Below are 26733 nucleotides of genomic sequence, written 5' to 3'. Positions count from 1 at the left end.
GTCGCAAGCGACCGCGCTCGGCGCGAGAATGTGCCAAGGCACATTCTTTTTTATGTGTAATAGGAAATTCCTTGGAATTTCCTATTACATGATCAACACCATTTATATTTCAGGAGAAGGAAGATATGGATCACAGCGAAAAATTAAAATTATACGGCTTTAATAACCTGACAAAGGCGCTTAGCTTTAATATCTATGATGTCTGTTATGCCAAGACACCGAGGGAGCAGAAGGATTATATTGCCTACATCGATCAGCAGTACAATTCGGAACGCCTGACCCGGATCCTAACGTCGCTGACGGATATGATCGGGGCGCGGGTATTGAGTATTTCCCAGCAGGACTATGATCCGCAGGGGGCTTCGGTCACGCTTCTGATTGCAGAAGGTTCCATGGTGCCGGTGCAGGGGGAGACGCAGGTGGCGCATCTGGACAAGAGCCATGTGACCGTCCATACCTATCCGGAATACCATCCGGAGACCTGTCTGGCGACCTTCCGGGTGGATATCGACGTGGCGACCTGCGGGGAGATCACGCCGCTTTCGACTCTCGATTACCTGATTGGTTCGTTTGATTCGGACATCATCACGATGGACTACCGGGTGCGCGGGTTCACGCGGGATGTGGACGGAAAAAAGCTGTTTATGGATCGTGAGATCCGCTCGATTCAGGATTATATCTCCAAGGAAACGCTGCGGCGCTACGATGTGGTCGATATCAATGTGTACGAGGCGAATCTGTTCCATACCAAGATGATGCTGAAAGAGATCGACCTGCAGAATTATCTGTTTAAGACAGATGTCTATGAACTTCCGCCGACCACCAGGCTCAGTATTATGGACAGCCTGCGGCGGGAGATGATTGAAATTTTCAGCGGAAGGAATGTGTTTTAAAAGAAATGCTTTTTGAGAGGAAAGAGAATGGTTTGACTGGAAAATACGATAGAAGAAACGAATGAGTGAGTTTCAGGAGGAACGGCAGATGGAAGAAGAGAGAAGAAATCTGGAGCCGGGCGTCGGAAGGAGTACACGGCGCAGAAGGGAAGCTTCAGGACAGAAGGAAACAGGGGAAGGCAGTCGAAGAGATGACGCGCTGACCCAGGAGCGCGCGCCGATCTATGAGGCGCTGGAAGCATTTCAGAAGATGCGCGTGGTGCCGTTTGATGTTCCGGGGCACAAGAGGGGGCGCGGCAACCCGGAGCTGACGAAACTTTTAGGAGAGACCTGCATGCGGCTGGACGTCAATTCCATGAAGCCGCTCGATAACCTCTGCCATCCAGTGTCCGTCATTGCGGATGCGGAGCAGCTGGCGGCTGAGGCATTCGGGGCGGCACACGCATTCCTGATGGTCGGCGGTACGACATCGGCGGTCCAGAGCATGGTGCTGACGGCAGTCAAGCGGGGCGAGAAGATTATATTGCCGCGAAATGTCCATCGCAGCGTCATGGGCGCGATGGTGCTTGGCGGTGCGGTTCCGGTCTATGTGAATCCGGCTGGCGATAAGAGACTGGGGATTCCGCTTGGAATGCGCGTGGAAGATGTGCGCCGGGCGATCAAGGAAAATCCAGATGCTAAGGCGGTGTTTGTGAACAATCCGACGTATTACGGCATTTGTTCGGATCTGCGCTCGATCGTAAAGCTGGCACATGAGCATGGGATGTTGTGTTTAGCTGATGAGGCGCATGGAACCCATTTTTATTTCGGGGAAAATATGCCGGTTTCCGCGATGGCAGCTGGGGCGGATATGGCGGCGGTTTCGATGCACAAATCGGGCGGGAGCCTGACGCAGAGCTCGATTCTTCTGACGGGTCCGGGTATGTCCGCCGGGTATGTCCGCCAGATTATCAATCTGACGCAGACGACGAGTGGTTCCTACCTGCTCCTTTCCAGCCTCGACATCTCCAGACGGAACCTGGCGCTTCGCGGGCGTGAGGCATTTAAGCAGGTGGTGGAGCTGGCGGAGTATGCGAGAACAGAAATCAACCGGATTGGCGGTTATTATGCCTATTCAAAGGAGCTGATAAACGGCGACAGCATTTATGATTTCGATGTGACCAAACTTTCAATTCACACGCGCGATATCGGGCTGGCGGGGATCGAGGTTTATGATCTTCTCCGGGACGAGTACGATATCCAGGCGGAATTTGGTGATCTGGGAAATATTCTGGCATATCTCTCCATCGGTGACCGACAGCGGGAGGTAGAGCGCCTGGTCAGCGCACTGGCGGAGATCAAGCGCCGGTTCAGCCGGGATAAATCGACGCTGATGGATTTTGACTATATTGACCCGATCGTGGCGATGTCGCCGCAGGAGGCATTTTACGGAGAAAAAGAATCTCTTCCGATCCGCGAGACAGCCGGACGTGTGTGCAGTGAGTTTGTCATGTGCTACCCGCCGGGCATCCCGATTCTGACGCCGGGCGAGCAGATCACGGAAGAGATCATTGACTACATTGCGTATGCGCTGGAAAAAGGATGTTCAATGACTGGACCGGAGGATCCGGGGATTGAGCGCCTGAATGTGCTGAAATAGATAAGCAGTAGATAGAAAGGGGAAAATTATGAATTTCTGGTTTTCAGAGAATCATACGCCAAATGTAAAAATTTCCATCCGGGTGGATCGCCAGCTTTACAGCGGAAAGAGCGAGTTTCAGCGGATCGATGTCTTTGATTCGCCGGAATTTGGGCGGTTTCTGACTTTGGATGGATATATGATGCTGACGGAAAAGGATGAATTTATCTATCACGAAATGATCACGCATGTGCCGATGGCAGTGCATCCGTTGGTCAAAAAGGTACTGGTAATTGGAGCCGGGGATGGAGGCGTGATCCGGGAGCTGACCCGCTATCCGGAGATCGAGCACATCGACATGGTGGAGATCGACCCGCTGGTGGTGGAGGTCTGCCGGAAATATCTGCCGAAGACAGCGTGCCGTCTCGATGATCCGAGACTCTCGATCCACTATGAGGATGGGCTGAAATATGTCCGCTTTAAGGAAAATGAATACGATCTGATCATCGTGGATTCGACCGACCCGTTTGGACCGGGCGAGGGGCTTTTTACCCGGGAATTTTACGGGAACTGCTATAAGGCGTTAAAAGAGGACGGCATCATGGTCAATCAGCATGAAAGCCCGTTTTATGCCGAAGACGCGGAGGCGTGCAAGCGGGCTCATAAGCGGATCGTAGAGTCGTTTCCGATTAGCCGCGTCTATCAGGCGCATATCCCGACCTACCCGTCCGGGCACTGGCTGTTTGGATTTGCGTCGAAGAAATACCATCCGTTAAAGAATTTGGATGAGACAAGATGGAACCTGCGGGGGCTGGACTGCCGGTATTATACGACGACCCTGCATAAAGGGGCATTTTACCTGCCGGCATATGTGGAGGAGATGTTAGAAGATGTTGAAGGCAAATATTGAGACGTTTCTGGCGTGTGACGCCAGCTATGAGGAGGCGGGGATCGTGCTCTACGGCGCGCCGTTTGACTCGACCACTTCGTACCGCCCGGGCACCCGGTTCGGCTCACGGGCGATCCGTTCGGAATCCTATGGGCTGGAATCGTATTCGCCGTACCAGGACCGTGATCTGACCGATTACGCCGTGTTTGACGCGGGCGATCAGGAGCTCTGCTTTGGCGACGCATCGTTGGCGTTAAAGGATCTGCGGGAACGGGCGGCGGAGGTTGCCGGGGATGGCAAGATACCATTTATGCTGGGCGGCGAGCACCTGGTGACGCTGGCACCGGTGCAGGCGCTGGCAGAGAAATATCCGGATCTGCATATCATCCATTTTGATGCACATGCCGATCTGCGGGACGATTATCTGGGTGCGAAACTTTCGCACGCCTGTGTGCTGCGCCGCTGCTGGGAAGTCCTGGGAGACGGCAGGATCACGCAGTTTGGTATCCGCTCCGGCGACCGGGAGGAATGGCGCTGGGGAAAAGAACACGTGACGACGCATCCATTTATTGTGGATATGGAAGTTCTTCAGGAAACTCTTCGGAAACTGGAAGGAAAACCGGTGTATTTTACCCTGGATCTGGATGTGCTGGATCCGAGTGTGTTTCCGGGAACAGGAACGCCGGAACCGGGCGGAATCAGTTTTGAGGAACTTCGACGGGCAGTCACGCAGATCTGCAGCGCAGCTTGGATTGTTGGATGTGATGTGAATGAATTATCCCCGGCGCTGGATGCGTCCGGTGCATCGACGGCGGTGGCGTGCAAGATTGTAAGGGAGATGCTGCTGGCGCTGTTGGGAAATCCAAAGATTAAGTAAGAAATGTTTTTGGCGGGTCCTAAGGTCAAAAATTCTCCTGCAAGCAAGCTTGCGTCGAACTTCTGACCTTTTGATCCTGGTATCATCAAATAAAAGTGTGTGTTTGAGACATGAACTGAAAAGTGTTTGAACAAAAGCAAATGTGAAAAATGGAACAAAAACAGAGTACATTTCAGAATACAGGAGGAAAAAAGATGGGAAAAGCGTTAATTATCGGATGTGGAGGCGTAGCTTCCGTAGCAATTCACAAGTGCTGCCAGAACAGCGAGGCATTTGAGGAGATCTGCATTGCAAGCCGGACGAAGTCCAAATGCGATGCGCTGAAAGAAAAATTAGAAGGAACCACCAAGACGAAGATCCAGACTGCGCAGGTGGATGCAAACAACGTGGACGAGCTGATTGCCCTGATTGAGAAATTTAACCCGGATGTGGTGCTGAACCTGGCGCTTCCGTACCAGGATCTGACGATCATGGATGCCTGCCTGGCGACGAAGACCCATTATATCGATACTGCGAACTATGAGCCGGAGGACACGGCAAAATTTGAGTACAAATGGCAGTGGGCATACCGTGAGAAATTTAAAGAGGCGGGCATTACCGCACTGCTGGGAAGTGGCTTTGATCCGGGTGTAACCGGTGTGTTTTCGGCGTATGCGCTGAAACATGAATTTGACGAAATCAACTACATCGACATTCTGGACTGCAACGGCGGCGACCACGGCTATCCGTTTGCAACCAATTTTAACCCGGAGATCAATATCCGGGAGGTGTCGGCAAACGGTTCTTACTGGGAAGATGGACACTGGGTAGAGACGAAACCGATGGAGATCAAGAGAGAGTATGATTTTGACGGCGTCGGCATGAAGGATATGTACCTGCTTCACCATGAGGAGATCGAATCGTTGGCGCTTAATATGCCGGGAATCAAGCGGATCCGCTTCTTCATGACCTTCGGTCAGAGTTACCTGACCCATTTAAAGTGTCTGGAGAACGTCGGCATGACTTCGATCGAGCCGATTATGTACGAAGGAAAAGAGATCGTACCGTTGCAGTTCTTAAAGGCAGTGCTTCCGGATCCGGCATCCCTTGGTCCGCGTACTGTTGGAAAAACGAATATCGGATGCATTTTCCAGGGTAAGAAGGATGGAAAAGAGAAGAAGTATTACTTATATAATATCTGTGATCATCAGGAGTGCTACAAAGAGGTTGGTTCCCAGGCGATCTCCTATACAACCGGTGTACCGGCGATGATCGGTGCGATGCTGGTGATGAATGGAACCTGGCAGAAACCGGGCGTTTATAATATTGAAGAATTTGATCCGGATCCATTTATGGATGCGTTAAATAAATGGGGACTTCCGTGGAAGGAATCCTGGGATCCGGCACTGGTGGATTAAGATAAAAATGCCTCCATGTAAGAAACTGGTTTTATTTTGCGTTTTTAGGCGCAGGAAGAGAATGGACAGGGAAGATGGAAGCGAGAAGGAAAGGAAGGAAAACAGATGCAGGAACGGGAGGCGGCCGGGGTTCTCCGGGACACGGCGGCGATCCGCACGCCATTTTATGTGGTGGATGAGACGCTTTTAAAGAAAAATCTGGAAATTTTGAAAGATACGGCAGAGCGGGCTGGATGCCGGATTCTGCTGGCACAGAAAGCATTTTCCATGTATTCGGTCTACCCGCTGATTCGTCAGTATCTGTCGGGAACCGCGGCGAGCGGGCTTTATGAGGCGCGACTTGGAAAAACGGAGTTTGGCGGGGAGACCCATGTGTTTTCTGCCGCCTACCGCCCGGATGAGTTTGATGAGATTTTAAATTATGCCGACCACATTGTTTTTAATACGCCGGGGCAGGTGCTGAAATATGGTGAAAAAATAAAAAAAGCCGGAAAACAGGCGGGACTCCGGCTGAACCCGGAGTGTTCCACGCAGGAGGGTCACGCGATCTATGATCCGTGTGCGCCGGGATCCCGCATGGGGACGACTCTTTCGATGCTTTCGGAGGCGGGAAACTTTGAAGAAACTATCCTTCCGTATCTGAATGGATTTCATATGCATACGCTCTGCGAACAGAATTCAGATGACCTGGAGACGACGCTGCGGGCAGCGGAGGAGAAGTTTGGAGCCTGGTTTTCAAAGGTAAAATGGCTGAACCTGGGCGGCGGACATCACATTACGAGAGAAGATTATGACCGGGAACGCCTGATCCGCCTGGTGCACGGGCTGCGCGAAAAATATGGTGTGGAAGTATACCTGGAACCGGGCGAGGCGGTTGTCTTAAACGCGGGATTTCTTGTAACTTCCGTGCTGGAGACGATGGAAAACGGCATGCAGATTGCGATTCTGGATACCTCGGCAGCCTGCCATATGCCGGATGTGCTGGAAATGCCGTACCGTCCGCCGCTTATCGGAGCGGGAGAAGCGGGCGAAAAGCCGTATACGTTCCGCCTGGGCGGACCAACCTGTCTTTCGGGGGACTGCATCGGGGATTATTCGTTTGATGCACCGCTAAAAGAGGGCGGACGGCTGGTGTTTGGCGATATGGCGCTCTATACGATGGTCAAAAATAATACCTTTAATGGAATGCCGCTTCCGTCGATCGTATACCGGCATGAAGATGGGACAGCGGAAGTGGTGCGGGCGTTTGGATATGAGGATTTTGTGGGACGGTTGTAAGTCTGGGGCGAACCGGGGATTGTATTTTTTTAATAAAAAGAGTAAAATGAAGAGACTTGCAGAAAGATTACAATGAATGCCTGCGGGGACAGCCGTTACACAGTATGGAAATAACGGTTGCACAAGTTTTGGAGAATAAAAGGATAGAGAGATAAAGTTATGATACAGGACATCGCACCACATTGCTATGACAATACATACCACATTCAGAAACCTGGAGCACAGGACTACGTCTTCTGCATCCAGAAAGGCCGGATTCTTTTGCGTGAGACCGCGGAGGAACATGTGCTTACTATCCCGCGCCGGGAGGAGATTGAGGCGGCAGTTCCGGAACTGATGGATCGGGCGGTCTATCTCTTTTCGGTTGATGAGAAGCCATATTTTCTGGTCAGTGTGCCGGAGAAAGAAGCAGAAGAGATTCTGGCAAAGCTAAAAGAAGGGGCTGGTCAGATGCCTGTTTCGGACAAAAATAATATGGAAGCTGGGAAGACGGATTCTGGTACACTGGAAGGGGCAGAAAAAGAGTTGGAACAGCTTTACTATGCATGGAAAACGCCGACCGACATCCGTGCGATGGAGCCGATGCACCAGGCATTTGCAGCGATCACGGCGGTGCAGCTGTGGCGCTGGAGACAGAGCCGTCAGTTCTGCGGGCGCTGTGGGGCAAAGACGGAGGACAGCAAGATCGAGCGGGCGCTCGTCTGCCCGGTCTGCGGCCAGACGGAATATCCAAAGATCTCCCCGGCAGTCATCGTGGCGATCACGAACGGGGACAAACTTCTTATGTCGCGCTACCGCGTCAACCACAGTACCTACCGTGGATATGCGCTGATCGCTGGATTTGTCGAGATCGGGGAGACATTTGAAGAGACCGTCCGCCGCGAAGTGATGGAGGAAGTCGGGCTGAAAGTTAAAAATATCCGCTATTTCAAGAGTCAGCCGTGGGCGTTTACTGATACGGAGATGATCGGATTTTTTGCAGAACTGGATGGGGACGATAAGATCCGGCTGCAGGAGGACGAGCTTTCTGAGGCAGGCTGGTATACGCGTGAGGAGATCCCGGACGATGCACGCCTCATCAGTGTCGGAACCGAGATGAAGATGTATTTTAAATACGGTCCGGACTGGGAAAAAAAGTGGCAGGAACACCAGAAATGATGTGTTGATATATCGTTAATGTACACAGGTAGGCACTTTTGGAACCGAAAGTGCCGTAAGAAAACGTGGTGACAGCAGGAATTTGCCGTATTTAAATGCGGAGCCACGGCAAATTCCGTTACTGGGCACGTATGCGTGAACAGTAATGATATATCTCTGAGGAATACAAAGCATTCCTTTTAATTAGTTGACAAACTGAGAATTGGTTGCTATCATTAAGGCTATACGAACAAGACAGAAGATCAAGGTGGGAAGATTGCATGAGCAGAATTGTGTTATCATTGCTGGTAGATAATACTGCCGGCGTTTTAAGCCGTGTGGCTGGACTTTTCAGCCGCCGCGGATATAATATCGAAAGTCTTACAGTTGGCGTGACCGCGGATCCGAGATACTCCCGTATGACGGTTGTATCGCTGGGCGATCATCAGGTTCTGGAGCAGATTCAGAAGCAGCTTGGAAAACTGGAAGATGTACACGACATCAAGGAACTGCGGGAAGGTCATTCCGTATATCGTGAGCTGATGCTCGTCAAGGTGAGGGCAAATGCGAACCAGCGGATGGCGATCAATGCGATTTCCGAGATTTTCCGTGCGTCGATTGTCGATGTGGGAAAAGATTCTGTCACTGTTATGCTGACAGGCGACCAGTCCAAACAGGACGCGTTGATTAATCTTCTGGAAGATTATGAGATTCTGGAATTAGCCAGAACAGGTCTTACCGGTCTTTCCAGAGGTGCGGATGATATCCGCTATCTGCCATAGTACATCAGTCGATAGACTGGATACAAGGCATTCAACAGGTTTACAAAGTCTGGTCCAAAGACGCACAGAGAGGCGCCGGTCTATGCTTTATAATAAATTTATTTTATTTTTGTTAGATCCAAGGAGGAAATGAAAAATGGCAGCAAAGATTTACTATCAGGAAGATTGTAATTTATCCTTATTAGAAGGACAGAAGATTGCTATTATCGGTTACGGCAGCCAGGGTCATGCACATGCCCTGAACTTAAAAGAGTCCGGATGCGATGTTATCATCGGTCTTTACAAGGGCAGCAAGTCTTGGGCAAAAGCAGAGGCACAGGGATTTAAAGTATACACCGCAGCAGAGGCTGCAAAACAGGCTGATATCATCATGATCCTGATCAACGATGAGCTTCAGGCAGATATGTACAAGAAAGACATCGAGCCAAACCTGGAAGAGGGCAACATGCTTATGTTCGCTCATGGCTTTAACATCCACTTCGGATGCATCAAACCGCCGAAGAATGTCGATGTAACCATGATCGCTCCGAAGGCACCGGGTCACACTGTAAGAAGTGAGTATCAGGCTGGTAAGGGTACACCGTGTCTGGTAGCAGTAGAGCAGGATTATACAGGCAAGGCACTTGACCGTGCACTGGCTTATGGTCTTGGCATCGGCGGCGCTAGAGCAGGTCTTCTGGAGACTACATTCCGTACCGAGACTGAGACAGACCTCTTCGGTGAGCAGGCAGTTCTTTGTGGCGGTGTTTGTGCTCTGATGCAGGCTGGTTTCGAGACTCTGTGTGAGGCTGGTTATGACCCGAGAAATGCTTACTTCGAGTGTATCCACGAGATGAAGCTGATCGTAGACCTGATTTATCAGTCTGGTTTCGCTGGTATGAGATACTCCATCTCCAACACAGCTGAGTACGGCGATTATGTAACCGGACCGAAGATCGTTACCGCTGAGACAAAGAAAGCTATGAAGAAAATTCTGTCCGATATCCAGGACGGTACCTTTGCAAAAGAGTTCTTACTGGATATGTCCCCGGCAGGTCGTCAGGTACACTTCCAGGCTATGAGAAAGCTTGCTTCCGAGCATCCGTCTGAGAAAGTTGGCGCAGAGATCCGTAAGCTTTACAGCTGGAACAACGAGAACGATAAGCTGATCAACAACTAATCGTTTTTCAAGTATAGGAAATCTTATACAGGGCTGCTGCAGGTTTGCAGCGGTCCTGTTTTTTTGTTTCATAGGATATTCTTTGGAATGTTCTATTACACAAAAAAGGCACATTTTTTTACATGAATGGGAAAGGAAACGCGGATGAAACGCTATGATGACGTAAATATAATCAAGGCATATGCCTGTCTGGCGGTTTTGGGAAGTCACTGGTTCGGTACATTCGGGAGCTGGGGCAGCAATAAGGTAAATGCGCTGATGGAAATAGGACCGCTTCCCCTGTTCCGCTATGGAACCTTCGGGGTTAGTCTTTTTTTGATAATCAGCGGAATGCTGATAGCCGATAAGGTATATTCCGGGCGGTTTACTTCGTGGAGCTCGGAGATCCTGCGCCGCTATCTGAAACTGACCTGCCCGCTGACGGTCACCTTTCTGCTGGCATATCTATTTTACCGGGGCGGTCTCTTTTACACGGTGCGGGTTGCTCCGCGCCTGGAAAATGAGTGGCTGAGCAACTTTTACAGCTATCTGCCAGGCGGTCTGAAGGCGATCCGCTATGCCTGGTTTGATACAATCTTCAAGGCGGATTCAACGTACTATGGTCCATCCTGGATGCTGACCTACACTTTCATGGGAAGTATTCTGACTCTTGTACTTTCTTCCGCCCTCCGGGAAGTAGGAACCCGCCAGAAAATCCTGATTCTGGCAGGTGTCGCGGCAGTGCTGATCGGAATGAACAGCTTTTATATCTGCCTGCTTCTGGGAAATGGGATCTGTCTGCTGATGCGGGCAGTTGAGAAGTCCATGAAAGAAAGAGGGCGAAAAGAGAATCTGCTTAAAGATGGAGAAGGAAAATATGGCATCTTTGGTGCCGCCCTTTGGATTTTCAGCATCTGGTTCGTCCGAAAATCTTTCTGGATCGGAACCACATTGGGAGCTCATGGATTTCCAGGCGGACTCGGAACCATGGAATTCTATGGTCATGTTGCTGCATTCCTGATGATTTTAGGCTTCCGTCTCTTCTGGCTCGGCGGTCTGGAGACCTGGCTCCCGGAGATCCTCAAAAAAATCATTCTGTGGATCGGCGAGTATAGCATGGGAATCTTCCTGACACACTGGCTTGTGATTGCCAGCTTTTCCTGTTGGTTTTACAGCATTTATTCTGAGGCGGGAGAGAAGCTGGCGATCGGGGTGAATCTGGTTCTGAGCTGTATTTTAATAGGAATTTGTTCGAAAGTGTATGTCTGGCTGGTTGATGGGAAAATATTTCCATGTGTGTGGAAATGTGCGAAGAATATTTTAAAAGAAAATTGATAAAAATAGGAACTAAACAGAAAAAGTCCGGCATATGGCAGCTCGACCGCCATGCGCCGGACTTTTTTGTTTCATAGGAAATGGCGGTCGTGTTGCCAATTATTTCATCATTCCGAACAAAACTTCACAAAATCATTCATCGTCCGCGTCATCGCCGCCGGATGATAAGCAAATCCAATCGTTCGGTTTCGGATTGGCACTTCCAGCGGGAGTTCGATCAGCGAACCATCCTTTAATTCTTCCCGCACAAACTCGCGGATCACACATCCGATTCCAAGTCCCGTTTTGGCAAATTCAATCAGAAGATCCATCGTCGTCGCCTCTAAAATCTGCTTCGGTTCAATTCCGTGCTCTGCAAAGTACGCGTCAATGTGCGTGCGCGTCATATTGCTACGGTCGAGCAGCAGGATTGTCCCGGATTCGAACGGATCGACATCGGCACCTTCGCGGATCCGCAGATTTTCCAGATACGACCGGGTACAGACAAAGGTGTCCTCGATTCGCATGACTGGGAGAAATGAAAGGCTGCGGCGGTTTTTCGGCTCGGCGATCAGACCGATGTCGAGTTTCTGCTGTTCCAACATCGAGATTGTGCGTGCAGTGTCCTGACTTTCAATCAAAATGCGGACATGCGGGTACTGCGCGATAAATCCCTTTAAATAAGGAAGAAGAATATATTTGCACAGCGTGTTGCTGACGCCGATCTTGAGCTGTCCGATGTGGAGGTTCTGGATCTGTTTCAGCTCATTTTCACCGCGCTCCAGTGCTTCAAAGGCGGCTTCCACATGCTGAAATAAGACCTGTCCCTCTGCGGTCAGGGAGACACCGCGGGAATTGCGGATAAAAAGTGCCATGCCGAGGCTTTCTTCCAGCTTGCTGATTGATTTGCTGATCGCGGGCTGACTGATAAAAAGTTCCTTGGCGGCGCGGGAAATATTACCGGCGCGTGCAACGGCGTAGAAAATACGGTACTGGGTTAAATGTTGTTCCATAATACTCCTTTATATCTATAAAGTTACTGTTCACGCATACGTGCCCAGTAACGGAATTTGCCGCGGCTTCGCATTTAAATACGGCAAATTCCTGCTGCCACCACGTTTTTTTACGGCACTTTCGGTTCCAAAAGTGCCTACTCGTGAACAGTGACACTATAACTTCGACTCATAGTATCTATTAATAATATATATTTGTATTATAACAGAACCGGTGCTATAATACAAACATAAAAAAGCAAAAGATGGCAGCGGCACCGTTGGAACATAGTTTTTTCCTATAACAGTAAGGGCATCGGAGCCGTTACCAAGTATGTATATGCAGGAGGAAATAAATCATGGGAATGACAATGACACAGAAGATCCTGGCAGCGCACGCGGGTCTTGCAGAGGTAAAAGCAGGACAGTTGATCGAAGCAGATCTGGATCTGGTTCTTGGAAATGATATCACAACGCCGGTAGCGGTCAATGAGATGAAGAAGATGGACAACCAGACGGTATTCAATCATGACAAAATTGCGCTGGTTATGGATCATTTTATCCCGAATAAGGATATCAAGTCGGCGGAAAACTGCAAATGCTGTCGTGAATTTGCCTGTCGTCATGATATCACCAACTATTTTGACGTAGGAGAGATGGGAATCGAGCATGCACTCCTTCCGGAAAAAGGTCTGGTTGTAGCAGGTGACGCAGTCATCGGTGCGGATTCCCATACCTGTACATACGGCGCACTTGGCGCATTCTCTACAGGTGTCGGCAGTACCGATATGGCAGCTGGCATGGTAACCGGTAAGGCTTGGTTCAAGGTACCGTCCGCGATCAAGTTCAACCTGATCGGCAAACCGGCAAAATGGGTCAGTGGTAAAGATGTCATTCTTCACATTATCGGTATGATCGGCGTAGATGGCGCGCTGTACCGTTCCATGGAGTTTGTCGGCGAGGGCATCAAGAACCTTTCCATGGATGACCGTTTCACGATCTGCAACATGGCGATCGAGGCAGGCGGCAAGAACGGTATCTTTCCGGTTGATGAGAAGACAATTGAGTACTTAAAAGAGCATTCTAAACGTAATTTCAAGGTATATGAGGCAGATCCGGATGCAGAGTATGACGAAGAGTATACCATAGACTTATCCGAGTTAAAGCCGACCGTATCCTTCCCGCACCTTCCGGAGAATACGAGAACGATCGATGAGGTGGGTGACATTGCGATCGATCAGGTTGTCATTGGCTCCTGTACGAACGGACGTATCGAGGATATGCGTATCGCAGCTGAGATCTTAAAGGGCAGAAAAGTGAAAAAAGGTCTGCGCTGCATCGTGATTCCGGCGACACAGGCGATCTATTTACAGTCCATGAAAGAGGGACTTTTAGAGACCTTCATCGAGGCTGGTGCTGTTGTCAGCACTCCGACCTGCGGTCCGTGCCTGGGCGGTTATATGGGTATCCTGGCAGAAGGCGAGAGATGTGTATCCACGACCAACCGTAACTTCGTTGGACGTATGGGACACGTGGATTCTGAGATTTATCTGGCAAGCCCGGCAGTGGCAGCAGCCAGCGCCATTACCGGAAAAGTGAGCGGACCGGCGGAACTGGGACTGTAATAGGCATAAAAGTTTAGGAATAAGTAAAACGGATGTAACTGTTCAGTAGGTCTGCGCGTGACTGTGAAGGTACCGAACAGTTACAAACGGATATTACGGTTCGGGGAAAGGGTTCCTTCAATCGCAGGTGCCGTCTCGTGAATTGGGATAAAATAACAGGATAAATCGCAGGAGGATATAGAAATGAAAGCAAATGGACATGTATTTAAATATGGAGACAATGTAGATACAGACGTTATCATCCCGGCAAGATACTTAAACTCTCCGGATGGCAACGAGCTGGCAAAACATTGTATGGAAGATATTGATAAAGAGTTTGTAAATAAAGTACAGAAGGGTGATATCATCGTAGCAAATAAGAACTTTGGCTGCGGTTCTTCCCGCGAGCATGCGCCGCTGGCAATCAAGTGTGCAGGTGTAAGCTGTGTTATTGCTGAGACGTTTGCACGTATTTTCTACCGCAACTCTATTAATATCGGTCTGCCGATCATCGAGTGCCCGGAGGCTGCAAAAGCAATCGCGGCTGGTGATGAGGTAGAGGTTGATTTTGACAGCGGTGTGATTACCGATAAAACCACCGGCCAGAGCTTCCAGGGGCAGGCGTTCCCGGAGTTCATGCAGAAGATCATCACAGCCGGTGGACTGGTAAACTATATCAATCAGAAATAAGAGGAGTGCACTAAATCTGTCTCCAGAAAGGATTTAGCTTATGACAAAAACAAACGTAATGCGTCTTTTAGACGCGGCTGGAATCGATTATGAAGCAGGCGAGTATGAAGTAGATGAGGACGACTTATCCGGCAGCCATGCGGCGGATATGATGGGGATGGACCATGACACGATGTTCAAAACGCTCGTTTTAAAGGGCGATAAGAACGGCTATCTGGTCTGCTGTATCCCGGTCGATGAGGAGCTGGACCTGAAAAAGGTGGCAAAGGCTTCCAAGGACAAGAAAGTGGAGATGATCCATATGAAGGAACTTCTTCCGCTGACCGGCTATATGCGAGGTGGTTGTTCCCCGATCGGCATGAAAAAGAAGTTCCCTACTTATATAGAAGAAACAGCGCAGATTTTCGACAAAATCAGCATCAGCGCGGGTCAGAGAGGCGTTCAGGTCATTCTGAATCCGGAGGAACTTGCAAAATATGTGGATGCACAGTTTGTAGCGCTGATCTAGAGTGGTAAGGAGTCTGTCTGACACCTTTACAGATACAATAATTGTTCTATTACAGTTGACATAAAAAACAGGCGACTTGATTCGCCTGTTTTTTTGACGGGCAGAATTTAACAGAATTGTAAAAAAATGAAAATTTTATACCAGCCAAAGTTTATAAAAAATGGAAAGAAAAAGCAAAAAAGTTTATAAAATGCTCACATAAATATTAAGGAAAAGTTAAATGAGAATGTGATTTGTCACAAAAATGTAAAAAAGACGTTGACTTTGAAGCCGGAAACCACATATAATGTCTCCCGTCACTTGAAGGAAGCGGCACAGGCAGAGAGGATCTGTCCTTAGCTGTCAGAAAAAATCAGACAGCCAAAGAAGATGCCGCAGATGTTAAATGGCAGTCAGACCGGTTTTGGGAGGACTGCACTGATAGAAAGAGGAGAGTGTATGCCAAGCATTGACACATTTCTTCAGACTGCTTATCAGTTTATAAAGGCATTATTTGTCCGTGTGACAAAAAGGATGTACCGGACCGCAGCCGTATTGATGACGGGGGCAGCGGTTGTGACGGTGATAGCATTTAATTCGGTCAGTTTTGGCGGCGTTGGCAAAAATGCAGCCTCGGCACACCGGGAATATCCGGATGATGTGGAACTGACAGAAATGCTGCAGTCAGAAGAAACGACAGAGACAGAGAGCTTATCAGAATTTACGATTCTCGCCTCCAACGAGGAAAGTCAGCATCTACTCGGACAGAGGCTGGAGCAGGGGATTCAGGATGAACTTGCGAAGGAAGCTCTGGAAGTAGAGGTAATCGAACGAGAAGTACGAATGCAGACCCAGCAGGCGGCGCAGGAAGCAGAAGAACGGGAGCGCCGGGAACGCGCAGTCATCTCTTACAGCGATGAAGATTACAGTGTTCTGCAGAAAATTGTGCAGGCGGAGGCGGGTGTGTGCGACGACAGGGGAAAGATACTGGTTGCAAATGTAATCATCAACCGGGTGAAAAACAAGAAATTCCCGAACAGCGTCAAAGCCGTTGTGTACGAACCATCCCAGTTCTCACCGGTACTGGATGGAACGATCAACAGCTGTAAGGTAACGCAGCAGACAATTGACTGCGTCAACCGTGCACTGGAAGGCGAGGATTACTCGGGCGGCGCCCTGTACTTCATGAACCGCGGAATCTCTGCTTCCTCCAATGTACGCTGGTTCGATGGCAAGCTGACCTATGTCATGCAGCATGGTGGACATGAATTTTACAAATAAAGAGTGAAACACGTTACTGTTCACGGGTAGGCACTTTTGGAACCGAAAGTGCCGTAAGAAAACGTGGTGGCAGCAGGAATTTGCCGTATTTAAATGCGAAGCCACGGAAAATTCCGTTACTGGGCACGTATGCGTGAACAGTAACTGAAACGCAGAAAAGAAAGATGGCTGGAGAAAAGTTGTCTTTCTTTTTTGCGTAAAATGTATTAGAATGGTCGTAAGCAATGAAAACGTATTTTTTTCAAGCTGGTGTGCTGCGGAGTAATGCACTGCGGACTACAATAAGGAGAACGAACCATATGAACCATATCATACTATTTGACCTCGACGGAACCCTTACAGATCCGAAGGAAGGCATCACAAAGTCTGTCCAGCATGCGCTGCAGGCATACGGGATCGATGAGCCGGATCTGGATAAACTGTGTCCGTTCATCGGACCGCCGCTGTCGGACAGTTTTAAAGAATATTACGGATTCAGCGAAGCGCAGGCGCGCGAAGCGATCGACCATTTCCACGAATATTTTACGAAACAGGGAATGTTTGAAAATAAAGTCTATCCGGGAATCCGGGAGATGCTGACACGTTTAAAGGATGCCGGTCTTACGCTGGCGGTGGCAACCTCGAAGCCGGAACCGTTTGCTATTCAGATTCTGGAGCATTTTGATCTGCTTTCCTACTTTACCCTGGTTGGCGGGGCGGATATGGAGGAGATCCGGGTCCGCAAAGGCGATGTGATTGCCTACACGCTGGACCGTCTGGGAACAACACCGGAGGAATCGAAGGTTATCATGGTGGGCGACCGGAAACACGATATTATCGGGGCGCATGAAAATCAGCTCCCATGTGCGGCAGTGCTGTATGGATATGGTTCCCGGGAAGAGTTTACGGAAAATGGGGCAGACTACCAGATTGAGACGGTGGAAGAGCTGGGAGATTTCCTGATGAAGTGGGGAGAAGTATAAAAGACAAAAAGGAGCTTCTTAAAAGAGATAGAGAGAGGGATAATCTGAACAGTAACAACCTGACCGCATTATCAGAAAATGGAACTTGAAAAAACATCCGACTTGCGGTATAATAGCCGTATCAAAAGAGAATATTTGTAATTCCTGGGATGCTCGACAACTCTTGCTTTTTTTGAACCTACATTTTGACTAACGGGATTCCAATATTTTTAGATGGATGTCAGGCCTCCTCTCGAGTGGAAGACAGAAATCTAAGTGAGGTTGCCCACCTAGCAGCGCTAGGCGTCAATATGGTAAGAGCCGGCATTTTGGGGTTACAAAGGATAAAAGCAGCGAGCAATCGCTGCTTTCTCTGTAAAAGAAAGTGTGTAAAGAAAATGTAACATTTTCCAGAAGCACATTGTAAAATCAGAAAAGAGGAACGGATAAGAACATAAGTATGGAAAAAAGAGATTTCAAAGAATACATTTATATGGGTATGACGGCAGTTTTGGTGATTGCGGTCTGCATACTGCTCTGGTTCAGCATCCAACACTGGGATGTGGTGTCGGCGGGCACCCGCAAGATTGTGAAAATCCTCGCGCCGATTCTCTGCGGTGCGGTGTTGACGTATCTGACCGCCCCGGCATATAACTGGGTAGCAGGGATCGTGGAAAAGACCCTTGGTTCTGTCACTAAGAATTCCAAATACGTCCGCGGTGCAGCCCGGATGCTTGCGACGGCAGCCAGTCTGGGGCTGGTTATTGTGCTTGTGGTAGGAATGTTCCAGCTCATGATCCCGCAGCTGATCGAGAGTTTGATTGGCATTCAGGATTCATTTCCGCTGTATGTGCAGAATGTGTATGAATGGATTCAGCGTATTTTGAAAAATAATCCGGAGATCGAAAATATGGTTCTGAGCAGTTTTGAAAATAACCTGGCAGTTTTTCAGAACTGGGCGGAGAAATCGTTTACCAACATCGATATGCACCGGATTGGACAGATCGTGACAGGTGTTTCCAGCAGTGTGCTGGGAGTCCTGGAATTTATCAAAAACTGGCTGATCGGTCTGATCGTCATGGTGTATCTGTTAAATATTAAAGATACACTGGCAGCACAGGGAAAGAAGATTGTTTATGGCTGCCTGAATCTAAGACAGGCGAATCTGGTAATCGAGGAGGTACGTTTTATCAATCAGATGTTCGGCGGCTTCATCATCGGCAAACTGGTGGATTCCCTCATTATCGGTATTATCTGTTTCATCGGTGTGACGATCTTAAATATGCCGTTCCCGATGCTTTTGAGCGTCATTATCGGTGTGACGAATGTGATACCTTTTTTTGGACCGTTCATCGGTGCGATACCTGCAGCGTTCCTGGTATTCTTAGTCAGTCCGCTCCAGTGTGTGTATTTCCTCATCTGGATTCTGCTTCTGCAGCAGTTTGACGGCAATATTCTGGGACCGAAGATCCTGGGCAATTCGACAGGGCTTTCGAGTTTCTGGGTACTGTTTTCGATTCTCTTCTTTGGCGGACTCTTTGGTTTCGTCGGCATGATTATCGCAGTACCGGCATTTGCGGTTATCTATGACTTGATCTCCCGCGCGGTGCACCGGTCGCTGCGGCTTCGGAAATTGCCGATGGAGACAGACGAATACCGGAAGTTAGATCACATTGATGAGAAAACGGGAATGTTTATGGAGTTAAATAAAAAGTGACTGTGAATGAGAAAGGACAGTTAAAAAATAAAGGCGGCTGGAGAAATATGGAAAAGAAAACAGGCAGATCGCGAAAGGCAGTACAGCCTCTGAAACCTAAAAAGCTGGTTTACTGGGCAGTGGCGATTCCGGCTTTTCTGGCACTCCTGCTCTTTGCAATTGTATTTTTGGATCACTCGGATAATGATATATCACGCGCCATGGCATCGAAAGCTATGGCGTTATCATTTGCAGACCGGGACGACATCGTTGCGTCGCAAGGAGAACACGGAAGCCATTTTGGAACGTCGGATCAGGATGAATGGTATGCCAAATATATTGACTATATGATTGAGGAAGGCTATCTGGAGCCGGGAGACGAGAAGATAAGTAAAAGCTACGCGATGGGCGCACTGACCTATGGCGAAGCGGCATATGCGGCGGATCGCGTTTCAAAAGGGCTTTCGAGCGCCTTGAATGTATCTAAAAATAAATATAAAAAGGCAATGCCGAAGGAAGAATGGTGGCTGTTTTATGAGTCATTCTTAAAAAAGGCAGATTCGGAAAATGCGGTCAAAAAACAGAAGCTGGTGCTTTATGGAACACCGAAAAATGTGAAGGAAGCAGCGGCATGGACGGCATATACGGATCAGGGAACGATGAATTTTGAGGGCGTGTCGCTGGATGCCTGCATCGATCGGAAGATCGAGGTCTATGAGCGTGATGGTTCGATCATCACGCTGTGCGGCGTACAGTCTGAAAAAGTTACATATAAGAATGTCTGGATCGTTCCGGGAGAATCGGGTGGGATGGATGTGTATATTGGCACGATCGTCCGGACATTTCCAGAGGAAGAAAAGCTCAAGGATCGTACCGATGGCGTGCTGGCGGATGTCGAGCTGGATAAGGGCAAGATCCGCAAGTTGTCGCTCAAGGAAGATATGATCGAGGGAAAGGTACTCTCGGTCAAGGATGATACGATCGAGATTGACGGGTACGGAACGCTGAAACTGGACGATGATTTTAAAGTATATAAAACATATGGAGTCGTCAAGGAGCAGAAAAAGCGGGATGTGCTGGTCGGCTATGATCTGGGAAAATTTGTCGTGGCTGGCAAAAAGGTTTGCGCAGCACTCTTAAATCATGATTTTTCAGCGACGAACATCCGCGTGCTGATCATGAATGATGATTATTCCTCCTTGTTTCACACGAAGGTGGTACTCCAGTCGGACAGCACGATGCATGTGACCTGGGGCGAATCAGAGGAGACTTTGAGCCCGGGAACGAAATTGTCCGTGAGTCCTGGCGATGACCGCCTGAAAGAAGGGCGCATGACGATCACGCTGGAAGACCCGCAGAAGGAGATCCGCATCCTGAGCACCAAGCGGGCGCAGGGAACGCCGTCGTATTTCGGCAGCTTCGAGTTGAGCGAGGAGTCGGATGGGCTGCTTCTGATCAATGAGCTGGACGTCGAAGATTACCTGACACGCGTAGTGCCGAGCGAGATGCCATCTAATTATGAGCTGGAGGCGCTCAAGGCGCAGGCAGTTTGCGCACGGACCTATGCCTACCGGCAGATCAAGGCGAATGCCTACAGCCGTTACGGCGCACACGTTGATGACAGCACGAACTATCAGGTGTACAATAATACAGAGAGCAGTGAGCGGACGAATCTGGCAGTCAAGGAGACGGACGGGAAGATTGTATATTACAACGATACCCCGGCGGAGACGTATTATTTTTCAACTTCCTGTGGATATTCGACCGATGGAACGATCTGGGGCGCCAGCAAAGACGAGGTTCCGTATCTGAAAGGGATCGGTTTGACGGAAAAGAAGAAGATTCCGGATTTGACGGACAACGACACATTTCTCAAGTTTATCCAGGGACAGGGTGAGCAGAATTATGATTCCTCGTTCCCGATGTACCGCTGGAAAACAACGATTACGAATAAGAAGCTGCAGCAGAAGGTAGATACCATCGGCGAGATTCAGGGTATTTTTGTGACTTCCCGCGGTACGGGTGGTATCGCCCAGACGGTGCAGATCGTCGGAAGCGAGGGAACTAAGACACTGAAAGGTCAGAGTCAGATCCGGAGTGTCCTCGGCTCGGAATCACTCGTTTATAAGAAAAATGACGGAACCGAACTGACAGGATGGAGTACGCTTCCGAGTGCCTTTTTCTCGGTGGATGAAACTGCCAGGGATGAGGAAAAAGACATCCGCACATTTACCATCTGGGGCGGAGGCTACGGTCACGGAGTCGGCATGAGCCAGAACGGCGCACAGGAGATGGCGCGCGAAGGCAAGAATTATGAAGAGATTCTGATGTTCTTTTATGATGGGGTTGAAATTCGGGATTGTGAGGAAGATTAGATTTAGAAGATGGCTGCGCTGAAAGGGCACGGTCAGGATTCCTCCCCAAATGATAAGAGTGTGTGATTGGGGTAAATTAGAAAAAATTCAGGTATTATATATTATTAAGTAGAAAAGAGACGCATCCGTAAAATGAAAGAAGCGTCTCTTTTTCTGCTGCTTGTATGGATTCAAGGATGAAGCAGTTATACTGCGTGACGGACTATTTGCGGTACAAATATTTTGGAAGTCCGTTTTCCATAATATGGGAAACGTCTCCTTGGATCAGCGGCTGCGAGTAAGCCAGGAAATCATCGCTGACATCGGTACCGTTTTTCGTGATCCACTCAGCAGGTACTTTCTTTTCCTGATTGCAGATCAGATTGACATCCTTGAGAACTGGATGAATTTTATATACAGTGTTACGATGCTTTACGCATGAAGCGGATGCTGCGCCTAAGTCCGCAGCGTTTGAAACGGCAGTAGCTGCATGAACAGGTTCAGAAGCAGCTGTATCAGTCTCACGCTCAAATGCGACCATCTGTCCAGTGTGACCGTCCAGGGCTGCCTGGACGCCGAAACGACCTGCCATTTCAGCCTCGTTTAAATCAGTACCGGAAACGGTGAGACCGGAGCAGCGCTGGTTGACGTTGAGCTCGACCGAGCGCACCTTGATGCCGAACTGGTTGCGGATATAATTTTCCAGAATTTTTCCGCATCCGGCTAACATTTTGTGACCGAAGGTGTCGACCTGGGCTTCGGTTGAATATTCGCAGATAAAACGACCGCCGTGGTCGCGGATGCCCTCGGAGACGCAGACGATGACATTCGCTGTCTTTTCAAACGCTTTCTTTAAGTCGTCATTAAATTGTGCCAGCTCAAATGGAGCTTCCGGCAGATAGATTAAGAGCGGATTGTCACCGGCTTCCTTGCGTGCTAAGGCAGAGGCAGCCGTCAGCCATCCGGCATGGCGCCCCATGATCTCAACGATGGTGACCGATTTCTGCTGATAGACAGAGGCGTCCAGCGCAATTTCACGGACGGATGCAGCGACATAGCGGGCAGCACTGCCGTATCCCGGCGTGTGATCGGTCAGAACGAGATCGTTGTCGATCGTCTTGGGAATGCCGATAAAGCGGATCGGACTTTTGATCTGCGCTGCATAGCGGGAAAGCTTGCTGACGGTGTCCATCGAGTCGTTGCCGCCGATGTAAAAGAAATAGCCGATGTCCAGCCGCTCCAGTTTTTCAAAGAGGACGCGGTAGAAGCTGTCGGAGAGGTTCTCCGGGAGTTTAAAACGGCAGGAACCCAGATACGCCGCCGGAGTCAGGCGAAGAAGTTCAAGATCGTCATCGGAGAGTGTTTCTGAAAGGTTCATATAAGAATCCGCGAGAAAGCCCTCGATTCCATTTATCATACCGTAGACGCAGCCAATCGCATCGCTGTGGCGCGCACCTTCGCAGATAACACCGTAAAGGCTCCCGTTGATAACCGCGGTCGGTCCGCCGGACTGTCCGACTAAGATGTTTTTCTTGTTCATAAGGTAAATCTCCTTTTTGTGAGGTAAGTACAAGGTTTACGATATAAAAAGTTTTAAATCAATATAAAAATGTACATAAAATGATTTGCTGGAGTTGTATTTTTCATAGAGGCAAAAACAAATCAAAAAGTACAACTCAAAACGTATCTATTGTAGCGGAAAGAGAGGAAGAAAGCAAGAGAAAAAGGCATATATGATAAATAATATGAAAACCGGATACTCGGAAGCAGATAAAAGGCGTATAAAAATTTGGAGATAGATGTATAGAATAGCAGAAACGGGTCATACTGTTAGTATCACAAAAGAGAAATTTTTGAATACTTATCCTCCCCTTTTTAATACCCTGTTCGTTGGCTTTGTGCAGCGGACGGGGTGTTTTTTTGTTTCATAGGAAATTACCGAAAAGCCTTTTTTAACAGGAAAACCGCGAATTTTAACCCAGATTAGCTGGCAGAGAAATGGAAGCTGCCGCTCAATCATCTATTTTTGGTAATGATTTTGCAACAGCCTCTTTGTTCTTGTGGTTAAAAGTATTTCCGATTCCCCCACAAATTTGCCTTTTTCAGATCCAGATACTCATTGTAGGCTTTTTCCAGGATCTGTTTTTCGTTGGAAAATTTCAGAAGGTGGTAGGCTTCGTAAAATTTGTAGTAGCCGGAATCAACGAAGTATTCTTCGCGCTGCGGCTTGCTGTAGTAGCTGTCCGCCATCATCAGATACCAGTGCACGGTCTTTTCGATGGTATCCTGAGGGGTGTTGAAGGTGTACTGGCTTTTGCCAATGTACTTGATGATGGAGGCGGCGACGCCAGTCTCCTCATGAACCTCCCGGAGGGCGGTCTGCTTGAAGTCTTCGCCCGGTTCTACGGTTCCTTTGGGAAGAACCCAGCCTTCGTATTTGTTCCGGTAGTTTTTGTAAAGAACGAGTAATTTTCCCCGAAATATAACCACACCGCCGCAGCTCGTTGCTTCGATCATCTGCAATCCCTCCTGTCCTGGTGTGTGCATGGAAGTTGATTCGTGGCGTATATCCGTGTGCCGGGAACCAGCTTTATGCATATGATTTAAACTGGTTTTAGTATACCGCGTTTTGCATGATTATGCAAGATTGGAAAGTCACATAAGGCATCATGAGAAAATCCTGTTACAGTTTTCACAATGTGTGAACTGTAAAAAATCATAAGAAAGATATAAGAAACAGAAGAAAGAAAATCTGGTATGATGAAGATGGAAATGGCTCATATTACAAAAGAATGCAGGCATATGTGCAGCGGAACCTAAAAAATACACAGAATTTGGATGATAAAATTACGAAAAAAGACAGGAGGCAGGAAAATGGCACAGACAGAACAGAAGAATCAGAATGTAAAAAAACAGTTTGAGGAGCTGCAGTCTCTTTTGGAGCGGGCGATGGCGCTTCAGACGTCGATGGTTTTGTTTGAGTGGGATGATGAGACGCTGGCGCCGAAGGGTGCAGCAGAGCATACCGCGCGGGTAATAGGTTCACTTTCGGAGCAGTATCAGGAGATTCTGGCGTCAATGCGTTTTAAGGAGCTGCTGGATGCCTGCCAGAAGGCAGAAAAAGAGAATGCGGGCGTATTTGATGAGGTGCAGTCGGCAATTCTCCGGGAAGCAGCCGAGGAGCAGGAGCGGCTTTCCTGCATTCCGCCGGAGGAATACCGTGCGTATGCAGAACTTACGGCGCGTGCGACGGGAATCTGGACGCGTGCGCGAGAGAAAAATGATTTTGCTTCATTTGCCCCTGTTTTGAAGGAGATTATTTCCTATCAGAAGAAATTTGCGGCGTACCGGGCAAAGCCGGGACAGAAGCTTTACGATGTGATGCTGGATACCTACGAAAAAGGTTTTAATATGGAGATGTTAGATCCATTTTTTGAGCTGATGAAAGGGAAAATCGTGCCGCTTTTGAAAGAATCGGCAGAGCGCTCGAAGACGGTTCCGGACGCCTTTTTATCCGCAGATTATCCGGAGGCGGCGCAGGCAGAGGTGGCGCGTTTCCTAGCAGAATATGAGGGCTTTGATTTTGACCGGGGAGTACTGGCACTCAGCGCCCATCCGTTTACGACGAATCTGCACAATCATGATGTACGGATCACGACGCATTATCAGAAACGGATTGATTCTTCGATTTTTTCCGTGCTGCATGAGACGGGACATGCTATCTATGAATTTGGCATCCGGGATGACCTGACACAGACGCTGGTGGGGCAGGGAACTTCGATGGGAATGCATGAATGCCAGTCCCGTTTCTTTGAAAATATCGTGGGACGCAGCCATGCATTCTGGAAACCGATTTATGGAAAAGTGGCGCAGATGTTTGGAAGCCCGCTGACGGAGACGAGTCTGGAGGATTTTCTGGCGGCGGTTAATAGAACCGTTCCGGGGCTGATCCGGACGGAAGCGGATGAGCTTTCTTATCCGCTGCATGTGCTGGTGCGCTATGAAATTGAGAAAATGCTGATTGAGGAGGATCTGGAGGTGGAGAAACTGCCGCAGATCTGGAATGATAAGTATGAAGAATACCTGGGAGTACGCCCGTCCACGGATCGGGAGGGCGTACTGCAGGATATTCACTGGTCACAGGGATCGATCGGCTATTTTCCGTCCTATGCATTAGGAAATGCCTTTGGCGCGCAGATTTATCACCAGATGAAGAAGGAATTGCCGGTAGAAAAACTACTGGAGGCGGGAAACCTGGGAGAAATCCGCGAATATCTGCGGAAAAATATTCACCAGTATGGCAAATTGAAGGACAGCCGTCAGATCCTGCGCGATATGACGGGGGAAGATTTTAATCCGTCATATTATGTGGCATATCTGGAAGAGAAGTATGGACGGTCGGAGAAAGTGCAGTAAGGCGGTCGATCTGTTCTTTCTTGAATTCCAGAGAGGAATGAAAATAGTATTCAAGCGTGACTTTCAAATCGGAGTGTCCCAGAATTTCGCTGAGCGTTTTGGGATCCATGCCATTTGTGATACAGCGAGTGGCAAACGTGTGCCGGATTGCATGAAAATTCAGATAGCGCAGTCCGGCTTGAGATAGAATGCGCTGGTAGTGATTCTGGAAGGTTCGCGGATCCATCGGGGAGCTGGCAGATTGTGACAGCAGAAAATAATCCGGGTGTTCCGGATGAGAATATGGCTGTAGGATCGGCAGAAGGAAAGCGGGCAGGGGAACCAAACGGTTGGAGGAGATGCTTTTGGGACCGGATAAAATGAGTTCTGATTTATGGGTTGTGTCAAGGCGCGTCAGGCGCTGCACCGTGTGTCGGACATGGAGATAGCGATCGGAAAAATGAATATTTTCCCAACGCAGGGCGCAGAGTTCTCCAACCCGCAGCCCTGTATAGAGTCCCAGATAGATGACGGCTTCGGAGATTCCTGTATGGGCAGTTAGATAGTGTTCGAGCTGTTTCTGTTCCTGAAGGGTAAAAACAGGTACTTCAGGGCGTTTTTTTGGAAGACGGGGCGGGAGATAGAGAATGCCGTTTGTTTGCCCGGTTTCATAGGAAATACGCAGAATGGAGTTGACGAGCAGAAGAATACAGCGGATAGTTCCGTTCCCAAGCGGATGCAGGGAATCCGGGGATAAAAGGGAATTGCGGAAGGTCTGAAGCATAGGCAGATCGATCTTTGAAAGCTGGATGGATCTAAAATAAGGGGAGATATAACGGTCTGCCAGATGCCGGTATTTCACATAGGTAGACAGGGCTCGCGCCTGTTTCTGCTTTTCCAGCCAGATGGAAAGAAGATCGTTAAAGTACATTGTTTCGTTTTTCATGATGAAACCTCCTGTATAAAAAAT

The 26733-nt window shown here is 48.9% G+C and carries 22 protein-coding genes and 1 other RNA gene; 19 read left to right on the top strand and 4 right to left on the bottom strand.

What is annotated here, in order from left to right; genetic code table 11:
• The first annotated feature begins 125 nt into the window (after nucleotides 1-125).
• The 10 genes from speD to PUQ60_RS08235 all read left to right on the top strand — a co-directional run bounded on the left by speD (nucleotide 126) and on the right by PUQ60_RS08235 (nucleotide 11344).
• Entirely contained in the window at nucleotides 126-893 is a 768-nt protein-coding gene (gene speD, locus PUQ60_RS08280) for an adenosylmethionine decarboxylase (RefSeq protein ID WP_118482030.1), read from the top strand.
• Between the two features lie 61 nt (nucleotides 894-954).
• A complete protein-coding gene (locus PUQ60_RS08275) occupies nucleotides 955-2532 on the top strand; it encodes an aminotransferase class I/II-fold pyridoxal phosphate-dependent enzyme (protein WP_273380953.1) in 1578 nt (525 codons plus the stop codon).
• A gap of 28 nt (nucleotides 2533-2560) precedes the next feature.
• The gene (gene speE / locus PUQ60_RS08270) at nucleotides 2561-3421 is read left to right on the top strand and encodes a polyamine aminopropyltransferase (RefSeq protein WP_107000123.1); all 861 of its coding nucleotides are present in this window, start codon (nucleotides 2561-2563) and stop codon (nucleotides 3419-3421) included.
• On the top strand, nucleotides 3402-4277 hold the full coding sequence (speB, locus tag PUQ60_RS08265) for an agmatinase (RefSeq protein WP_273380956.1): 876 nt from the start codon (nucleotides 3402-3404) through the stop codon (nucleotides 4275-4277). Before speE ends, speB begins: the two co-directional genes overlap by 20 nt.
• Nucleotides 4278-4471: 194 nt before the next feature.
• A complete protein-coding gene (locus tag PUQ60_RS08260) occupies nucleotides 4472-5674 on the top strand; it encodes a saccharopine dehydrogenase family protein (RefSeq protein WP_022360539.1) in 1203 nt (400 codons plus the stop codon).
• A gap of 105 nt (nucleotides 5675-5779) precedes the next feature.
• Nucleotides 5780-6952 (top strand): carboxynorspermidine decarboxylase, encoded by a 1173-nt coding sequence (nspC, locus tag PUQ60_RS08255; protein WP_273380959.1) that lies wholly within the window; start codon nucleotides 5780-5782, stop codon nucleotides 6950-6952.
• A gap of 159 nt (nucleotides 6953-7111) precedes the next feature.
• Entirely contained in the window at nucleotides 7112-8110 is a 999-nt protein-coding gene (gene nudC, locus PUQ60_RS08250) for an NAD(+) diphosphatase (protein ID WP_273380961.1), read from the top strand.
• A 260-nt stretch (nucleotides 8111-8370) separates the two neighbouring features.
• Entirely contained in the window at nucleotides 8371-8871 is a 501-nt protein-coding gene (gene ilvN / locus PUQ60_RS08245) for an acetolactate synthase small subunit (protein ID WP_022360536.1), read from the top strand.
• 136 nt (nucleotides 8872-9007) lie between these two features.
• Nucleotides 9008-10030, top strand: a complete 1023-nt coding sequence (gene ilvC / locus PUQ60_RS08240; protein WP_118482033.1) for a ketol-acid reductoisomerase — start codon at nucleotides 9008-9010, stop codon at nucleotides 10028-10030.
• 144 nt (nucleotides 10031-10174) lie between these two features.
• Entirely contained in the window at nucleotides 10175-11344 is a 1170-nt protein-coding gene (locus PUQ60_RS08235; RefSeq protein WP_273380964.1) for an acyltransferase family protein, read from the top strand.
• 107 nt (nucleotides 11345-11451) lie between these two features.
• Here the strand turns inward: PUQ60_RS08235 and PUQ60_RS08230 are convergent, their stop codons facing one another.
• On the bottom strand, nucleotides 11452-12336 hold the full coding sequence (locus PUQ60_RS08230) for a LysR family transcriptional regulator (RefSeq protein WP_273380965.1): 885 nt from the start codon (nucleotides 12334-12336) through the stop codon (nucleotides 11452-11454).
• Nucleotides 12337-12674: 338 nt separating this feature from the next.
• On the opposite strand from PUQ60_RS08230, the gene leuC reads away from it, so the two are divergent.
• The 8 genes from leuC (at nucleotide 12675) to PUQ60_RS08190 (ending at nucleotide 21389) form a co-directional block, all read left to right on the top strand.
• On the top strand, nucleotides 12675-13940 hold the full coding sequence (gene leuC, locus PUQ60_RS08225) for a 3-isopropylmalate dehydratase large subunit (RefSeq protein WP_273417140.1): 1266 nt from the start codon (nucleotides 12675-12677) through the stop codon (nucleotides 13938-13940).
• 183 nt (nucleotides 13941-14123) lie between these two features.
• The gene (gene leuD / locus PUQ60_RS08220) at nucleotides 14124-14609 is read left to right on the top strand and encodes a 3-isopropylmalate dehydratase small subunit (RefSeq protein ID WP_022359393.1); all 486 of its coding nucleotides are present in this window, start codon (nucleotides 14124-14126) and stop codon (nucleotides 14607-14609) included.
• A gap of 40 nt (nucleotides 14610-14649) precedes the next feature.
• A complete protein-coding gene (gene ybaK / locus PUQ60_RS08215) occupies nucleotides 14650-15117 on the top strand; it encodes a Cys-tRNA(Pro) deacylase (protein ID WP_117796452.1) in 468 nt (155 codons plus the stop codon).
• 438 nt (nucleotides 15118-15555) lie between these two features.
• Nucleotides 15556-16377 (top strand): cell wall hydrolase, encoded by an 822-nt coding sequence (locus PUQ60_RS08210; RefSeq protein ID WP_022359395.1) that lies wholly within the window; start codon nucleotides 15556-15558, stop codon nucleotides 16375-16377.
• A 299-nt stretch (nucleotides 16378-16676) separates the two neighbouring features.
• Complete coding sequence (locus PUQ60_RS08205; RefSeq protein WP_022359396.1) at nucleotides 16677-17339, top strand: HAD family hydrolase; 663 nt, start codon at nucleotides 16677-16679, stop codon at nucleotides 17337-17339.
• A 138-nt stretch (nucleotides 17340-17477) separates the two neighbouring features.
• A non-coding RNA gene (ssrS, locus tag PUQ60_RS08200) (6S RNA) lies at nucleotides 17478-17658 on the top strand.
• Between the two features lie 120 nt (nucleotides 17659-17778).
• On the top strand, nucleotides 17779-19035 hold the full coding sequence (locus PUQ60_RS08195; RefSeq protein WP_273381014.1) for an AI-2E family transporter: 1257 nt from the start codon (nucleotides 17779-17781) through the stop codon (nucleotides 19033-19035).
• A 47-nt stretch (nucleotides 19036-19082) separates the two neighbouring features.
• Nucleotides 19083-21389: a SpoIID/LytB domain-containing protein gene (locus PUQ60_RS08190; protein WP_273381012.1), complete on the top strand. Its 2307-nt coding sequence runs from the start codon at nucleotides 19083-19085 to the stop codon at nucleotides 21387-21389.
• Nucleotides 21390-21591: 202 nt separating this feature from the next.
• Here PUQ60_RS08190 and PUQ60_RS08185 read toward each other — a convergent pair whose 3' ends face one another.
• Both PUQ60_RS08185 and PUQ60_RS08180 read right to left on the bottom strand, forming a co-directional pair.
• Entirely contained in the window at nucleotides 21592-22908 is a 1317-nt protein-coding gene (locus PUQ60_RS08185) for a 6-phosphofructokinase (protein ID WP_273381011.1), read from the bottom strand.
• A gap of 524 nt (nucleotides 22909-23432) precedes the next feature.
• A complete protein-coding gene (locus PUQ60_RS08180) occupies nucleotides 23433-23885 on the bottom strand; it encodes an NUDIX hydrolase (RefSeq protein ID WP_022358438.1) in 453 nt (150 codons plus the stop codon).
• Nucleotides 23886-24242: 357 nt separating this feature from the next.
• Here PUQ60_RS08180 and PUQ60_RS08175 point away from each other — a divergent pair, with 357 nt between their 5' ends.
• Nucleotides 24243-25784 (top strand): carboxypeptidase M32, encoded by a 1542-nt coding sequence (locus PUQ60_RS08175; protein ID WP_273381009.1) that lies wholly within the window; start codon nucleotides 24243-24245, stop codon nucleotides 25782-25784.
• Here PUQ60_RS08175 and PUQ60_RS08170 read toward each other — a convergent pair.
• Nucleotides 25720-26709 (bottom strand): site-specific integrase, encoded by a 990-nt coding sequence (locus PUQ60_RS08170; protein WP_273401000.1) that lies wholly within the window; start codon nucleotides 26707-26709, stop codon nucleotides 25720-25722. The two genes, PUQ60_RS08175 and PUQ60_RS08170, sit on opposite strands and share 65 nt — an antisense overlap.
• Nucleotides 26710-26733: the final 24 nt, after the last annotated feature.

The organism is Clostridium sp. AF02-29, assembly GCF_934835585.1.
Taxonomy (GTDB): domain Bacteria; phylum Bacillota; class Clostridia; order Lachnospirales; family Lachnospiraceae; genus Otoolea; species Otoolea fessa.
Note: the sequence above shows the minus strand (reverse complement) of the source record. Positions and strands in the feature narration are given on the sequence as shown.

Bases quoted from the DNA above. Each gene is read 5' to 3' on its own strand.
- speD (WP_118482030.1), top strand. From the start codon at position 126: ATGGATCACAGCGAAAAATTAAAATTATACGGCTTTAATAACCTGACA.
- PUQ60_RS08275 (WP_273380953.1), top strand. From the start codon at position 955: ATGAGTGAGTTTCAGGAGGAACGGCAGATGGAAGAAGAGAGAAGAAAT.
- speE (WP_107000123.1), top strand. From the start codon at position 2,561: ATGAATTTCTGGTTTTCAGAGAATCATACGCCAAATGTAAAAATTTCC.
- speB (WP_273380956.1), top strand. From the start codon at position 3,402: ATGTTGAAGGCAAATATTGAGACGTTTCTGGCGTGTGACGCCAGCTAT.
- PUQ60_RS08260 (WP_022360539.1), top strand. From the start codon at position 4,472: ATGGGAAAAGCGTTAATTATCGGATGTGGAGGCGTAGCTTCCGTAGCA.
- nspC (WP_273380959.1), top strand. From the start codon at position 5,780: ATGCAGGAACGGGAGGCGGCCGGGGTTCTCCGGGACACGGCGGCGATC.
- nudC (WP_273380961.1), top strand. From the start codon at position 7,112: ATGATACAGGACATCGCACCACATTGCTATGACAATACATACCACATT.
- ilvN (WP_022360536.1), top strand. From the start codon at position 8,371: ATGAGCAGAATTGTGTTATCATTGCTGGTAGATAATACTGCCGGCGTT.
- ilvC (WP_118482033.1), top strand. From the start codon at position 9,008: ATGGCAGCAAAGATTTACTATCAGGAAGATTGTAATTTATCCTTATTA.
- PUQ60_RS08235 (WP_273380964.1), top strand. From the start codon at position 10,175: ATGAAACGCTATGATGACGTAAATATAATCAAGGCATATGCCTGTCTG.
- PUQ60_RS08230 (WP_273380965.1), bottom strand. From the start codon at position 12,336: ATGGAACAACATTTAACCCAGTACCGTATTTTCTACGCCGTTGCACGC.
- leuC (WP_273417140.1), top strand. From the start codon at position 12,675: ATGGGAATGACAATGACACAGAAGATCCTGGCAGCGCACGCGGGTCTT.
- leuD (WP_022359393.1), top strand. From the start codon at position 14,124: ATGAAAGCAAATGGACATGTATTTAAATATGGAGACAATGTAGATACA.
- ybaK (WP_117796452.1), top strand. From the start codon at position 14,650: ATGACAAAAACAAACGTAATGCGTCTTTTAGACGCGGCTGGAATCGAT.
- PUQ60_RS08210 (WP_022359395.1), top strand. From the start codon at position 15,556: ATGCCAAGCATTGACACATTTCTTCAGACTGCTTATCAGTTTATAAAG.
- PUQ60_RS08205 (WP_022359396.1), top strand. From the start codon at position 16,677: ATGAACCATATCATACTATTTGACCTCGACGGAACCCTTACAGATCCG.
- PUQ60_RS08195 (WP_273381014.1), top strand. From the start codon at position 17,779: ATGGAAAAAAGAGATTTCAAAGAATACATTTATATGGGTATGACGGCA.
- PUQ60_RS08190 (WP_273381012.1), top strand. From the start codon at position 19,083: ATGGAAAAGAAAACAGGCAGATCGCGAAAGGCAGTACAGCCTCTGAAA.
- PUQ60_RS08185 (WP_273381011.1), bottom strand. From the start codon at position 22,908: ATGAACAAGAAAAACATCTTAGTCGGACAGTCCGGCGGACCGACCGCG.
- PUQ60_RS08180 (WP_022358438.1), bottom strand. From the start codon at position 23,885: ATGATCGAAGCAACGAGCTGCGGCGGTGTGGTTATATTTCGGGGAAAA.
- PUQ60_RS08175 (WP_273381009.1), top strand. From the start codon at position 24,243: ATGGCACAGACAGAACAGAAGAATCAGAATGTAAAAAAACAGTTTGAG.
- PUQ60_RS08170 (WP_273401000.1), bottom strand. From the start codon at position 26,709: ATGAAAAACGAAACAATGTACTTTAACGATCTTCTTTCCATCTGGCTG.